Origin of the sequence: Fibrobacter sp. UWCM (assembly GCF_900129735.1) — a bacterium.
Classification (GTDB): domain Bacteria; phylum Fibrobacterota; class Fibrobacteria; order Fibrobacterales; family Fibrobacteraceae; genus Fibrobacter.
In genome coordinates this window covers 328093-341922 of the sequence record NZ_FQWR01000001.1, presented here as the reverse complement: position 1 = coordinate 341922, position 13830 = coordinate 328093, and the positions used below count along the sequence as shown (strand labels likewise).

Genomic DNA, 13830 nt, shown 5'->3' with positions numbered 1-13830 from the left:
GGTCATGAAGCGTTTTATTTTTGCGATAACGGTACTTGTGTTTGCGTTTGCGAGTTTATCCGTAGCGAAGCCCGCGAAGGCGAAGGCTAGCCCGAAACCCGCCAGGACGGCAGCAAAGGCGGTGAAGAAATCCGAAGTGAAGGATGCCCGCGACGGGCAGGTTTACCGCGTGGTAAATATTGCGGGCCTTACCTGGATGGGCGATAACTTGAACTATAACGCGGAAGGGAGCTTTTGCCTCGATGACGACGAGAACAACTGCATGGCCTATGGGCGGCTATACAGCTGGGACGTTGCGCAAAAGGCGTGCCCTGCGGGTTTCCGTGTGCCGACTCACGCAGATTTCGAGAAACTCTGGACGGCTGCGGGCGCGGATTTTAATGCGGGTTACCTATTGAAGACAAACTACGGCTGGAAAGGTGACACCAACGGGAACGATACGCTCAAGTTTTCTGCCATGCCTGCGGGCAACCGCTTCGATGACGGCACGTACGGCAACCTCGCGAAGTTCGCTTTTTTCTGGACAGCGGACGACACGTCGGAAGATATCCCTGCGGGCGAGGCTCGCGTGTGGTACCTCACGAACAAGTCGATGGCCTTCGGTTACACCGCGAAATCGAAAAAGTTCGCGTTCTCGCTCCGCTGCGTCAAGTAAAGTTTTTTGCTAGATTGAAACTTATGCCCATTCGCAACATTGCAATTCTCGCCCATGTGGACGCCGGCAAGACGACCTTGTCGGAACGCATTCTGTTTGCGGCGGGCGAGGTGCGCCGGCCGGGCAAGGTGGAAGAGGGCCTTGCCACGATGGACTACATGCCCGAAGAAAAGGAACGCGGCATTACCATCGAGAGCGGCGTCGCTCATTTTGAGTGGAAGAACACCTGGTTCAATTTCATAGATACTCCGGGCCACGTGGATTTTGGCGCGGAGGTGGACATGGCGCTCGGTGCGGTGGAAGGTGCCGTGCTGGTGGTGAGTGCCGCGAGCGGTGTCGAGACGCAGACCGTCGCCGCCTTCCGCAAGTTACGCGAGGCGGGCGTCCCCGTAATCCTGTTCATAAACAAGCTGGACAATCCCGACTACTCGCTGGACGAGACCCTCATCAACGTGGAGGAACAGCTGGGCGTACGGCCGGTTCTGATGGCCCTTCCCGAATATACCGCGGGCAAGATGAGCGGCATTCTGGATGTGCTGAGCCAGAGCAGGCTTGTGCATTCCGAGACGGGCGAGGAGGTCGTGGACGAGGGCTGGAACGTCGATGACGGCTGGGACAATTCGCGCGAGCTCAAGAAGCATTATGCCGAGGCGGTGGAATTCGCGAGCAGTTTTGATGACGAGATTCTGAAGCTTGCCATGGACGGGAAGGCGGTCGCCCCGAAGTTGCTTTTGCGCGGGCTCAGGGCGCTTGCGAAGAGCGGGGAATACGCGCTTTGTTACGCGGGTTCCGCGCTCGAGGGTTACGGCGTGCGCAGCCTCATTACGGCCCTGTCGTTCTTTTTGCCGGAAGTCCCGGAGTTTAACGCGGGCGAGCTCGGTCAGGTGATTCGCCTGCGGCATTTCAAGGGCGTGGGCGAAATCTCGCTGTTCCGTAGCCATACGGCGATGCAGCGCAAGGAATGGCCCGCGGGTTTCGAATTCTCGAGGCTCAAGGCAAACTTGCTCGTGCCCGTAGAGGAGATACGCCCGGGCGACATATATGCGATGCGCGCCCCGTTCGAGACGGAACTCGGGCAGGTAATAAGCCTGGACGGACAGCGCCGTGTAATCCTGAGAGGAATGCCGCAAGATGAAGATGCCCGGGACGAGGATGTGCCGGAACCGCAATCCATCCGCGAGAAGTACCGCCCGCTGTTGCAGACCCGCGTGGAGTGCCTCGGTTCCGAGGACTACCAGCATGTAGAAAAGAGCCTGAATACGCTCAGCCGCATGGACCCGAGTTTCCGCGTGCAGAAGGATGATGGCGGTTTCTGGTACCTGCATACGGTGGGCGAGGTGCAGCTCGAGGTGCTGCTGGCTCGCCTCAAGCGCGAGTTCGGCTGCGAGGTGCGCGCGGGTAGCCCCGAGGTGCGTTGGCAGGAACGCCTGTGCCGCGAGGTGGGCCCGGTGGAGAACACCTTCCAGGTTGGCCCGCACAAGATTTCCATAAGGCTTTCGGCAAGCCCGCTCGATAGCGAGGCGCACGACATCCGGCTTTCTGCGGAATTCCTGGAGACCGCCCCCCGCGAGATTCTGGCGGGAGTGCGTTCTGCCCTCCTGGAATCGACCGAGGTGGGAGTGCTCGGGAAGGGCGCCCTGGTAGGTGTGCGGTTTATCGTTCACGAGTTCACATGGACCGAGGGCGCCTTGCCCCCGATGATCAAGAAGGCGTGCGCCGATGCGGTCGTGAAACTCATCAAGCCCGCCGATGTTCGGCTGTACGAACCCGTGATGGAACTTTCGCTCGAATGCCCGGTGAACTTTGCGGGCCTCGTTACGGGCGATATACAGTCCCGTGACGGCAAGGTGAAGGAAATCGGCGGTGACGGCAAAACGCATTTTTTGAAGGCGGAAGTCCCCCTGCGAAAAATCTTCGGGTATGCCACCGGTGTGCGCAGCATCAGCAAGGGAACCGCGCTCTACAGCATGCGCCTCCTCGGCTACCGCCCCGCTGCCGTTTAATGTGCGGGCGATAAACGATTACTCAAACCTAAGCGCTTCAATCGGGTCGAGCCGGCTCGCCTTCCTTGCAGGGTACCATCCGAAGAATACTCCGGTGACAAAGCACACGGCAAAGCTCACGACGACGCTCGTGATAGAAACGCTCATAGGCATGTTGAATACGCTCTTTACCACCTCGGAGGCGGCAATCCCGAGCGCAATCCCGATGATACCCCCCAGCAGGCTGATGATGACGGATTCGAACAGGAACTGGAACATGATATCGCGCCCGCGTGCACCTATTGCCATGCGGAGCCCGATTTCCTTGGTTCGCTCGGTAACGGAAACATACATGATGTTCATGATTCCGATACCGCCTACAAACAAACTAATTCCCGCGATAATCGTGAGCACTAGCGAAATCAGGTCGGATGTACTCGTGATGGTCTGTATCATTTCTTCTTGCGTGAATACGCGGAACGGGTCGGTGGGCCTTGTCCAGCTGCGCCGTTCCTTCAGGATTCCCATGATCTCCTCGGTCGCCTTCTCGGCATACCCTTCGCCGATGGAGTTCGCGTAAATCTGCCGGATGTTTGTCGTTGCCGAGAACCTGCGCATTACGGTCTGGTACGGAGTGAATATCACGTCGTCGTTATCTTGTCCAAAATCGCCGGAGCCCTTTGCCTTCAGGGTGCCGATGACCTTCAGGGGAATGCTCTTGTAGCGCAGCGTCTTTCCGATGGGGTCGCCTTCGGGGAAGAGGTTCTTCACGACGGATTGCCCGATGACGCAGACTTTTGCCATGCGGTCTGCCTCGTCGTCGAACATCACGCCGTCCTCGATTTCGTAGTTGCGTATCTTGAGGTAGTCGGCGGAAATCCCGGAGAGAGTGGTGGGGGAGTTGTTGTTGCCGACAATCGCCTGCCCGCCGACAGTGACCATCGGGGAAACCCCGTCGATGTATGTCGCCTGCTCGCGTATGGCAATCACGTCGGCTTCCTCGAGCATCTCGCTAGATTCCATCTGCACGCCGCCGTGCCTGTCACGGTTCGGCATGATGATGATTGCGTTCGAGCCCATCGAAGTCATCTGCTCCTTGATGGAAATGCGGGAGCCTTCGCCCATCGCCACCATGGCGATGACTGCCGCCACGCCAATGACGATGCCGAGCACCGAGAGGAAGGTGCGCATGCGGTTCCGGAGGAGGGCCCGGATTGCGATTTTTGCTAAAGTAAGTGGGGACATAAGCAACTCTCAGAGGTGTCATCCTGGAGGAAGCCCGTAGGGCGACCGATAGGATCCATGGACTCTATCGCATCTACGATGCTCCAGAGTGACAGAATATTATTCATCCATCATCAATTATCAATCATCAATCATTTCCGGTGGCGGCAGGGCCTCGAACGCGGCCTTCGCGTCTTGCACGTTCTCGTTGATTACGTCCTTCTTGATAAGCCCGTCGCGCAGCGTGATGGTGCGCCCGCTGAATGTCGCGATGTCGGGTTCGTGGGTCACGAAGGCGATAGTTTTCCCCTGCCGGTTGAGTTCCTGGAAAATCATCATGATTTCGTAACTCGTGCGTGTGTCGAGGTTACCCGTGGCCTCGTCGGCAAGGATTATCACGGGGTCGTTCACGAGGGCTCGCGCGATGGCTACCCTCTGCTGCTGGCCGCCCGAAAGCTGGTTCGGCAGGTGGTTCATGCGTTCTGCAAGCCCGACCCTTTCCAGAGCCTCGATGGCGCGGCGGCGCCTCTCGCTTGCCGATACGCCGGAATTGTACAGGAGCGGCAGTTCCACGTTCTCGATGGCGGTCGTGCGGTTCAGCAGGTTGTAGCTCTGGAATACGAACCCGATTTTCTTGCTCCTTATGCGTGCGAGCGCGTCGCGTTTTAGCTTTTCGGTATGTTCGCCGTCCAGGATGTAGTGCCCGGAGGTGGGGCGGTCCATGCACCCGAGTATATTGAGCATCGTGGACTTGCCCGAGCCGCTGGTCCCCATGATGGTCACGAATTCGCCTGGATGTATGCTAAAGTTTACGCCGCGCAGCGCATGCACGGTCTCGTCGCCCATCTTGAAGTCCCGGCGGATGTCCTGTATCGAAAGTATGGGGTTTTCAGCTCGCATTTCGTTTTTTTAGATGATTTTACGCTAATTTCCGTTGCGTTGCGGCTAGAAGATAATATCTTTGTGGGCGATGTGTGGCGAAATCACGGTAGGAATACTTAGTGATACTCGTCACCTGTTGTTTTTTTGCTAGCTTTTGTAATAAGAATGTATTTTTCCGGATTGGACGTATCTTGACGTTTGATAAGGACTTGGAGATTTTTGATGGATAATAATGTATCGCAGAATGTCGCTCCTAAGCAGGAAGATGACGAGATCGACATTCTCGAGATATTGATGTTTTTGAAGACGAAGTGGAAATTCCTTCTGGTTTTCCTTCTTTTGGGGCTTTTTGCGGGTGGTGTCGCCGCCATGTGGATGCGCCCGGCCTACAAGAGCGATATCCTTCTGCAGGTTGACGTGAAGGGCAACAAGTCTTCCAAGGCGCTTGGCGAAATGGGCGCCCTTCTGGATGTTTCTACCCCCTCCGAGGCCGAGATGCAGCTCATCAAGAGCCGCATGGTGCTTTCTTCCGTTGTCGAGGAACAGCGCCTCTGCTATTCGGCCGTACCGCTGGACAAGGTCGACCGCCTTTTGCACAGGGAAGGCCGCATGGACCTCGAGTTCCTGAGCATCCCGCGTGCCGTATCCGAGGCGAAAATCAAGATAAAGGCCCGCGTGCTGCCCGATTCCACCAAGTTTGAACTCCTGGGCGAGGACGATGCCGTGTTGCTGAAGGGCGAGGTCGGGGAAACCTATCGTCAGCCCTATGCGGGTGATACGCTTGCCATTTGCGTGCGTTCCATGAAGGCCCGTCCGGGCCAGACCTTCCTCCTGGGGGCGACCCATCCTCAGATGGCGGTTGCCGGTCTCCTGGGTGGTCTGAGCGTCTCGGAAGAGGGCAAGAATTCCGGAATTATCCGCGTCTCTATGCAGCACGCCTACCCGGACCGGGTGGCGGACATCCTGAATTCTATCGCGAATACCTACCTCAAGCAGAATATCGAAATGCGTAGCGCCGAGGCGAAGAAGACCCTCGACTTCCTCGAGGAGCAGCTCCCGAGCGTGAAGGCCAAGCTCGATTCCTCTGAACAGAAGCTTACCTCGTTCCGCAATGCGAACGGGACCATCGACCTCTCGGGCGAAACACGCGTGCACCTCGAGAAGGACGTGAGCCTCCAGCAGCGCCTGCTCGAACTTGAACAGAAGAAGCAGGAAGCCCTGCGCCTGTTCCAGGCGGAACACCCGACGGTCCGTACCATCGAGCAGCAGCAGGCAAGGCTCTACGGCGAAATCGCAAAGCAGAAGAAGGCGGCGGACAAGCTCCCCAAGACCCAGCAGGAATTCCTTTCCCTGCAGGAAGAAGTCGAGGTCAACAACAAGCTCTACACGAACCTCCTGAACAACATCCAGCAGCTCCGCGTGGTGCAGGCGGGTGAAGTCGGTAACGTGCGTATCGTGGACCAGGCCTACGTGCCCATAAAGCCCGCGAAGCCGAACCGCAAGCTGATTTTTGGCGGTGTCGCCCTGGCGTTCCTCCTCCTTGGCTGTGCCATCGTGCTCGTGCGCCGCATGTCGCATAACGGTGTCGCGAGCAGTACCGAGGTCGAGCAGGCTACAGGTATCGGCGTGTACGGAAAGCTCCCGATGCTCGGCAAGGGCACCGAGAACAACGTGCTCGATCCGGTCGTGCACGAAAAGCCCGACGAACCGTTTGCCGAGGCGGTCCGCGCACTCAGGACGGCGCTCGAGTTCTCGCTCTTTGCCGACGGCAAGAAGGTCCTTATGGTATCGGGCCTCATAGAGGGCGTGGGCAAGTCGTTTGTCTCGACGAACCTCGCATGCTCCTTTGCCATGTCGGGCAAGAAGGTTTTGCTTGTGGATATGGACCTGCGCCGTGGCCGCATGTTCAAGAAGGGCCACAAGGGCCTCTGCGAAATGCTCCGTGCCGAAAAGTTCGATGACGAGTACATCGAGGTGGTTAGCGAGAATTACCACATCATCGGTTCGGGCAAGCGCGTGGTGAACCCGGGCGACCTCTTGAACAAGAACCGCTTCGGTACGTTCCTCGACACGTTCCGTAAGAAGTACGACCTGATTATTCTTGATACCCCGCCTGTATTCCAGTGCAGCGATGCGCTCCTGGTCGAAAAGTATGCGGATTACCTTTTGTGCGTGCTGAAGCAGTCGGCGCATAGCATGGATAACATCCAGGAAGCGCTCTCTACCTTCGACCGCAGTACCGAAACACCTTTGCCGAAGGCCTTCGTGTTCAACAAGTGCGAACGCCATTCGGGTTACGGCTATGGTGGCTACTACGGCTACTATGGCTACAAGAAGTATTAACAACACAATAAGGAGTATAGATGAAAAAAGCAATCGCTCTTTCTCTACTTGCCGGTAGCATGGCCTTCGCCCAAAGCGGGTTGATGGGCGGTGTGGACGGTATCCACCAGCACAATGCCAGTACTCTTGGCCAGTGGAATTTCTCCATTGGCACGGGTGGTGACATTACTCTGGATTCCTGGTCCCTTACCCGTGGTGGCCTCTACACCTACAAGGGCAAGACCTATGACCTCAACCAGTGGGACTGGACTCTCGCCGGCAACTTCAATGCCGCGATTGGTCTTCTCGACTTCTTGGATGTCGGTGTGAGCCTTCCGCTCTACTACGACCACGCAAACGATGACGAAGGTCCGTCCGGCGCTCTGGACATGTGGACCACGAGCCGTGGCGACCTTGATCTCTGGTTCAAGGTTGGCGTGCCGTTCAGCGACGAGAGCATCTTCGGCCTTGCCGCCATGTTCGACTTCTATATTCCGACCGGTGAAAATTCCGTGGGTACTCGCCCCCGCCACGCCTGGTACCTGAACGCTGAAGGTGTTACCCATCCGTTCTCTGCCGACGCCTTTGCGATGGCCGGAACCCTCGAGTTCACTTTGGACCTCACCAAGAAGAACATCCCCATCCGCTGGAACACCCATGCGGGCTTCGTGCTTGCAACGGGTGACGGTCAGGCCAACACGCTCGTCTACGGTACGGGTATCAACTGGCTCCCGCTCTCCTGGATGGATGCCTTCGTAGAATACTCCGGCGAATTCCGCGTGCAGAAGACGGGTTACCCGCGTGAAGCCATCGAAGACCCGATGCTCATTACTCCGGGTCTGCGCTTCCACCTGCCCTGGAACATCGACTTTGCCATGGGCCTCGACATTGCCGTCCGCGCTCTCAAGAACTTCGGTTACGACATGAAGGACGAAATGGAAACGGCCAACCTCTACACGGTCCGCTACATGGATGAACGTGGCAACAAGGTTACCTACGGCTACGTCCCGACTCCGCGCTATGCCGGTACTGCCGCCCTCGTCTGGCGCTTCGGCGGCAAGGATAAGGACACCGATGAAGATGGCGTTGTCGACAAGAAGGATTCCTGCGCCAACACCCCGAAGGGTGCCGTGGTTGATTCCCTCGGCTGCCCGCTCGATGGCGATAAGGACGGCGTTCTCGATGGATTCGACAAGTGCCCGGGTACTCCGGAAGGTGCTACCATCGACTCTGTCGGCTGCCCGTTCGACACCGACAAGGATGGCGTGTATGACGGCATTGACAAGTGCAACGAAACTCCGGAAGGCCACCAGGTCGGCATCAACGGCTGCGAAGGTGACTTCGACGGTGACGGCGTGGAAGATTCCTTCGACCGCTGCCCGAATACCCCGAAGGGCGTTTCTGTCGATACCACGGGTTGCCCGAAGGATACCGACAAGGACGGCGTGACGGATGACCTCGACAAGTGTGCCGACACTCCGGCCGGCTTCTCGGTTGACTCTCTCGGTTGCCCGATGGATAGCGACAAGGACGGCGTGCCCGATGCTCTCGACAAGTGCCTCAACACTCCGGCTGGCCTCCCGGTTGACTCTCTCGGCTGCCCGGCTGATGCTGACAAGGATGGCGTTGCTGATGCTCTCGACAAGTGCCCGAACACCAAGCAGGGTGCTCAGGTGAATGCTGAAGGTTGCGAAGGCGACTACGATGGTGATGGCGTACCGGACGATGCTGACCAGTGCCCGAACACCAAGCAGGGCGTGCCTGTCGATTCTACCGGCTGCCCGGCCGATAGCGACAAGGACGGCGTGTTTGACGTGAACGACAAGTGCCCGAATACTCCGGCCGGCACCACCGTTGACAACACCGGTTGCCCGATGGACTACGACAAGGACGGCGTGCCCGATGACAACGACAAGTGCCCGAACACCAAGCCGGGTATCACTGTCGACTCTACCGGTTGCCCGCAGGATAGCGACAAGGACGGCGTGTTCGATGGCCTTGACCAGTGCCAGGAAACTCCGGCTGACGTCTCTGTTGACTCTGTTGGTTGCCCGATGGATACCGATAAGGACGGCGTTGCCGACTACCTCGACAAGTGTGCCTACACGCTCGAAGGCGTGAAGGTCGACGAGAAGGGCTGCCCGCTCGACAAGAAGCAGGACCTCAACGAACTGAAGCACGGTATCGAGTTCCAGACGAACTCCACCAAGTTCACCAAGAACAGCTACGGCAAGTTGAACGACCTCGTGAACCTCCTGAAGCAGTACCCGAACGTGAACCTTGAAGTTCAGGGCCACACCGACAACGTCGGCTCCGCCAAGAAGAACAAGGCTCTCTCTCAGAAGCGTGCTCAGGCTGTGGTTGACTACTTTGTGAAGAAGGGTGGCATCGCCGCCGACCGTTTCCGCGCTGTCGGTTTCGGTCCGGACAAGCCGATTGCCAGCAACTCCACCAAGAAGGGTCGTAAGCAGAACCGTCGCGTGGAATTCGTTCCGTTCGAAAAGTAATAGACTGCTGAGATAAAGCTTAAGGGCACCTGCAAATGCAGGTGCTCTTTTTGTATATGGAAATAACCAATGACCAATAACTATATTATACCCGTGCTCCATTTCATCAAGTACAATGCCATTGGCATCATAAACACGCTCATCACGCTTGCCGTGGTGTGGGTGTTGCACCAGTGGCTGGACTGGGGCAAGGAAGTCTCGAACTTTCTGGGGTTCGTCGCGGGCGGCGTCAACAGCTACCTCATGAACCGCATCTGGAATTTCAAGAGCCATAACCGCAAGCGGACGGAAGTCGTGCGGTTCCTCGTTGTCTTTTTGCTGAGCTACGCGCTCAATCTCGCGGCGCTCGAGGGCACTGCGTACCTGCTCGAGAACGCGCAGTGGTGCAGGTCGTTTACCGTGTGGATTTCGCAGTTCATGAAGCCTACGTACTTTGCGAACATTGTTGCGAACATTGTCTACGTGCTGGCGAGCTTTATGCTGTACAAGAAGTGGGTGTTCCGGATGTAGGTGCGAAGTGTGTAATGTGGAATGTGAAGTGATGCGTCATCCTGGGTGACCGAAGGTCGCGAAGGATTCAGACTTGATTTTAGAATGAAAAATGGTTGATAATATGAATTGGATTGAAGGCAAGAAGTGTTCCGCGGAAGATGCCGCGGCGATGATTCAGGATGGCGATATTCTTGGTGTTTCGGGCTTTACGCTCGCGGGTTACCCGAAGGCGGTTCCCCTCACGCTTGCCGCCCGCGCCGAAAAAATGCACGCTGCCGGCACGCCTTTCCAGGTGACGCTCTATGCGGGTGCATCGACCGGCGACAGCTGCGACGGGGCCCTGGCCCGCGCAGGTGCGCTCAAGCTGCGCATGCCCTACCAGAGCAACCCGAGCCTCCGCAAGGGCATCAACGACGGGAGCATCCGCTATATCGACGCGCACCTCGGCAAGATGGGTTACCTTGTGCGCACGGGCGCAGTCCCTGCGCCCACTGTCGCCGTGATAGAAGTGAGCGCAATTCTCCCCGATGGACGCGTGTGCCTTTCTACTTCGGGAGGCAATTCGGTCTGCTACCTCGACATGGCGCCGAAAATCATCCTGGAGCTCAATACCCGCCTGGGCGAGAGCTGTGTGGGCATGCACGACGACGCCCTCCCGGAACTGCCCCCGCATGCGAAGCCCCTGCCGGTCTATTCCGCAGGTGACCGCGTGGGTAGCGAATTTGTCAAGATTGATACGAATAAAGTAATCGCAATTGTCGAGAACGACGCGTACGATGAGGTGACCCCGTTTGTAGAACCCGACGACGTTTCGCGCAATATCGGCGAACGCATTCTCGATTTTATCCGATTCGAGGAATCGCACGGCAGGCTCCCGAAGGGAATGGCCTACCAGAGCGGAGTCGGGAAGGTCGCGAATGCCGTCCTCTGCGCGATGGCGAACGACGAGCGTCTCGGGCGCATCGACCTGTTTACCGAAGTCATCCAGGAGGCGGTGCTCCCTCTGTTGAAGAAGGGCAAGCTCGGTGTCGCCTCCGGTACGGCGCTCACGCTGTCGCAGGCCGCGCAGCAGGAGTTCGTGCAGAACGCCGCCGACTGGAAAAAGCACTTTGTGCTTCGCCAGCAGGAGGTAAGCAACAGTCCCGACATCATCCGCCGCGTGGGCGTCATCTCGATGAACACCGCCCTCGAGGCCGATATCTTCGGGAACGTGAACAGCAGCCTGGTGTGCGGCTCGGCCATGATGAACGGCATCGGCGGCTCGGCGGACTTTGCCCGCAACTGCGCCCTCGGATTCTTCCTCACGCCCTCTGTCGCGAAGGGTGGCGCCATCAGCAGCATCGTGCCCTACGTGAGTCACGTGGACCACACGGAACACGACACGCAGATTTTCGTGACGGAGCAGGGCCTTGCCGACCTCCGCGGGCTCGCCTCGGAAGACCGCGCGCGGCTCATTATCAAGAACTGCGCCCACCCCGACTTCCGCGAACCGCTGACCGATTTCCTGGAATACGGCCTGAAGCATGCAAAGGGCAGGCACCTGCCGCTCGCGCTCGAACGCGCCTTCGAGATGCACAACCGCTTCCTCGAAACCGGGAAGATGCTCTAGGAAAGCTCGGCTTTCGCATCATTCGCATTTGGAATGCCCGATTTGTGGCATATTTTTGCGCATGTAAGAAAATTATTATATCTTTAGAACGGGTGTGTGACTCCACGTTTGTACGTTCATGGGGCGTTTTGATGGGTACACGAAAAGAAAATAGACTTGCTACTTTTTGGGCATTTGTGTGTGCGCTGGCCTTCGGGCTTGTTGCCTGTGGCGGCGATTCCTCATCTGCCTCGCCCGAAGAACAGGTTCAGGATTCCTCTTCCGACGAGCAGGTTCCGGAATCCTCGTCTTCTGATTTTAAGGTTGATGCCCCGGACCCGGCAATTTCTTATTCGTCTTCGGTTCTTGCCAGTAGCAGTTCCGTGCAGACCTCCGATACGGTTACGGTAGGTGATACTCTTGTGTCGGGCGATTCCCTTTCGCACGATACGGACTGGGTCAGGAATCCGGATTCCGTCTTTTATCTTAGCCGTCTTGCTGTTGATGGCCGCGTGTCCGCGTTATTCGGCCTGTCGCCCAATTCCTCGATGAGGATTGAATATCTGGATACCCAAAGCGGCATCTCCTCGAACGGGGTGGATTCTGGAAGTGCTTCCGTTATCGAGGCTTTTTTACCGATCACTTACTGGAAGCCCTATGTCAGGGTGTCAATCGATGGTATCGCTCTCGATTTCCCGGGTGCATCGGCGGTTACAGGGATTTCTCTTTCGGCATTGGGTGACTTGTCTTTGAGCGATACGGTGAAAGTGGATTTTGTTTCGACCGCTGAACTTTCGCGTGCCGAAACCCTTGTAGCTGCAGGGCAACCCCTGGCCATGGCGATGGAGCAGGCGGCAACAGAGGTTCTGCGTGTGTTCCACATGGACGATTTTACCGACTTGCCTGAAGAGGATGTGGCTGCACATTTCCTCGCCATCCACCTGCTTGTTTCTTCGCGCGTGGCGGTGGGCGACGGGTTTACGTTTGCAGATTTTGCCCGCGACATTGCGGATGACGGACTCTGGAATGATTCGGCTGCACGTGCGTCAGTTGCCGACTGGGCTCTGCGCGCGGATGCGGAAGATGCCTTTGCCGGTGTCCGCAAGTGGCTTTCGGATCGGGCTCCGTCTGTTCCCGGTTTCGAAAAGTACCTGCGCCTGTTCTACCAGAAAGAACTCGGGATACCCGAGTGCAGTAGCGAAAATGCGGGGACGATGCTTCACGTGGGGAATGTCGCGAGCCGCTACTTTGTTACGGACGAATCGGATTTTTCGAAGGTCTCCGAGCGGTTTGCCTGCAATGCCGCAGGTGGCATAGAACTTGCCTCGGAATCCCTGAAGGATGTTTATGCGTTCGGTGAAGGTAAGGCTGGCGAAGTGCGCCAGGGCGCATTCACCAAGAACCGCTACTACACTTACAGTTCTTCGAAGAACGCTTGGGTGCCCTCTACCGAGGTGGAGAAGGACTCTTACTTTGTTCAAATGTCGGCGACGTCGACCTTTACCGATATCAAGGATGTCTACGAAGGAATCAAGCCGAATGAACGCGTGATTTTCGTGCTCCGCCATGCGGAACGTGGCGATGATACGAGCAAGGGCGGTTCGCTTACGGACAATGGCAAGGCACAATCGAAGGCAGTCGGCGAAAAACTCACCAAGTTCGAGGAACCCTTCCTGCTGGGCGGCTCCGAATTCAAGCGGGCGCACCAGACGGTAGAATACATCGCGAAGGGGCGTGGTCAGCAGTCCGACGTGCGTGACACTTTCCCCGAACTCAACGACGACTGGTACACGTTTAGCCAGGAAGCGAATGACAAGGCGAAGTCCGACTGTAATTGTGGCGGCTGGGAACTGACTTCCAAGTATGCCTACACGGGGGCCTACACGTCTGGCGACAAGGCGGCGTTCTATGCGCTGGACGAACGTTCCGTGGAACTGATTGTTGATGTGCTTCTCGCGAAGTACAACGACCCGACGCAGCGGTTCGTGATGCTCAGTTCGCACGACAAGGTGATGGTCCCGCTGGTGGTCTACTGCACGCAGGGCAAGGTGAACCTCAAGAAGCATGACGGCGGGAAGTGGCTCAATTACCTCGCGGGGGTCGCCATTATCATTGACGAGCTCGGAAACAGGCGCTATGTGCCCGTCAAGGGGCTCGATTCGGCCTACATGTAGCCGT

General features: G+C 57.3%; 9 protein-coding genes. 7 read left to right on the top strand and 2 right to left on the bottom strand.

Annotated elements, in window-relative coordinates:
* Nucleotides 1-4: 4 nt before the first annotated feature.
* Nucleotides 5-655, top strand: a complete 651-nt coding sequence (locus BUB22_RS01280; RefSeq protein ID WP_073113566.1) for a fibrobacter succinogenes major paralogous domain-containing protein — start codon at nucleotides 5-7, stop codon at nucleotides 653-655.
* A gap of 23 nt (nucleotides 656-678) precedes the next feature.
* Nucleotides 679-2658: a GTP-binding protein gene (locus tag BUB22_RS01275; RefSeq protein WP_073113565.1), complete on the top strand. Its 1980-nt coding sequence runs from the start codon at nucleotides 679-681 to the stop codon at nucleotides 2656-2658.
* Nucleotides 2659-2676: 18 nt separating this feature from the next.
* Here the strand turns inward: BUB22_RS01275 and BUB22_RS01270 are convergent, their stop codons facing one another.
* A complete protein-coding gene (locus BUB22_RS01270) occupies nucleotides 2677-3882 on the bottom strand; it encodes an ABC transporter permease (protein WP_073113564.1) in 1206 nt (401 codons plus the stop codon).
* Nucleotides 3883-4002: 120 nt separating this feature from the next.
* Nucleotides 4003-4761 (bottom strand): ABC transporter ATP-binding protein, encoded by a 759-nt coding sequence (locus BUB22_RS01265; RefSeq protein WP_072809311.1) that lies wholly within the window; start codon nucleotides 4759-4761, stop codon nucleotides 4003-4005.
* A gap of 204 nt (nucleotides 4762-4965) precedes the next feature.
* Between BUB22_RS01265 and BUB22_RS01260 the strand changes: the two genes are divergently transcribed.
* From BUB22_RS01260 to BUB22_RS01240, 5 genes are all read left to right on the top strand, one after another.
* Nucleotides 4966-7086, top strand: coding sequence for a polysaccharide biosynthesis tyrosine autokinase (locus tag BUB22_RS01260; RefSeq protein WP_073113563.1), 2121 nt, complete (start codon nucleotides 4966-4968; stop codon nucleotides 7084-7086).
* Nucleotides 7087-7106: 20 nt separating this feature from the next.
* A complete protein-coding gene (locus BUB22_RS17210; RefSeq protein ID WP_083535318.1) occupies nucleotides 7107-9572 on the top strand; it encodes an OmpA family protein in 2466 nt (821 codons plus the stop codon).
* Between the two features lie 69 nt (nucleotides 9573-9641).
* A complete protein-coding gene (locus BUB22_RS01250) occupies nucleotides 9642-10082 on the top strand; it encodes a GtrA family protein (RefSeq protein ID WP_254794587.1) in 441 nt (146 codons plus the stop codon).
* Nucleotides 10083-10185: 103 nt separating this feature from the next.
* Nucleotides 10186-11673 carry an acetyl-CoA hydrolase/transferase C-terminal domain-containing protein gene (locus BUB22_RS01245; protein ID WP_254794586.1) on the top strand — a complete coding sequence of 496 codons (1488 nt, stop codon included), beginning with the start codon at nucleotides 10186-10188 and terminating at the stop codon, nucleotides 11671-11673.
* A 131-nt stretch (nucleotides 11674-11804) separates the two neighbouring features.
* The gene (locus tag BUB22_RS01240) at nucleotides 11805-13826 is read left to right on the top strand and encodes a histidine phosphatase family protein (protein WP_083535317.1); all 2022 of its coding nucleotides are present in this window, start codon (nucleotides 11805-11807) and stop codon (nucleotides 13824-13826) included.
* Nucleotides 13827-13830 lie beyond the last annotated feature (4 nt).

What these genes read in the sequence shown, in the direction of transcription:
- BUB22_RS01280 (WP_073113566.1), top strand. Translation starts at nt 5, where the DNA reads ATGAAGCGTTTTATTTTTGCGATAACGGTACTTGTGTTTGCGTTTGCG.
- BUB22_RS01275 (WP_073113565.1), top strand. Translation starts at nt 679, where the DNA reads ATGCCCATTCGCAACATTGCAATTCTCGCCCATGTGGACGCCGGCAAG.
- BUB22_RS01270 (WP_073113564.1), bottom strand. Translation starts at nt 3,882, where the DNA reads ATGTCCCCACTTACTTTAGCAAAAATCGCAATCCGGGCCCTCCTCCGG.
- BUB22_RS01265 (WP_072809311.1), bottom strand. Translation starts at nt 4,761, where the DNA reads ATGCGAGCTGAAAACCCCATACTTTCGATACAGGACATCCGCCGGGAC.
- BUB22_RS01260 (WP_073113563.1), top strand. Translation starts at nt 4,966, where the DNA reads ATGGATAATAATGTATCGCAGAATGTCGCTCCTAAGCAGGAAGATGAC.
- BUB22_RS17210 (WP_083535318.1), top strand. Translation starts at nt 7,107, where the DNA reads ATGAAAAAAGCAATCGCTCTTTCTCTACTTGCCGGTAGCATGGCCTTC.
- BUB22_RS01250 (WP_254794587.1), top strand. Translation starts at nt 9,642, where the DNA reads ATGACCAATAACTATATTATACCCGTGCTCCATTTCATCAAGTACAAT.
- BUB22_RS01245 (WP_254794586.1), top strand. Translation starts at nt 10,186, where the DNA reads ATGAATTGGATTGAAGGCAAGAAGTGTTCCGCGGAAGATGCCGCGGCG.
- BUB22_RS01240 (WP_083535317.1), top strand. Translation starts at nt 11,805, where the DNA reads ATGGGTACACGAAAAGAAAATAGACTTGCTACTTTTTGGGCATTTGTG.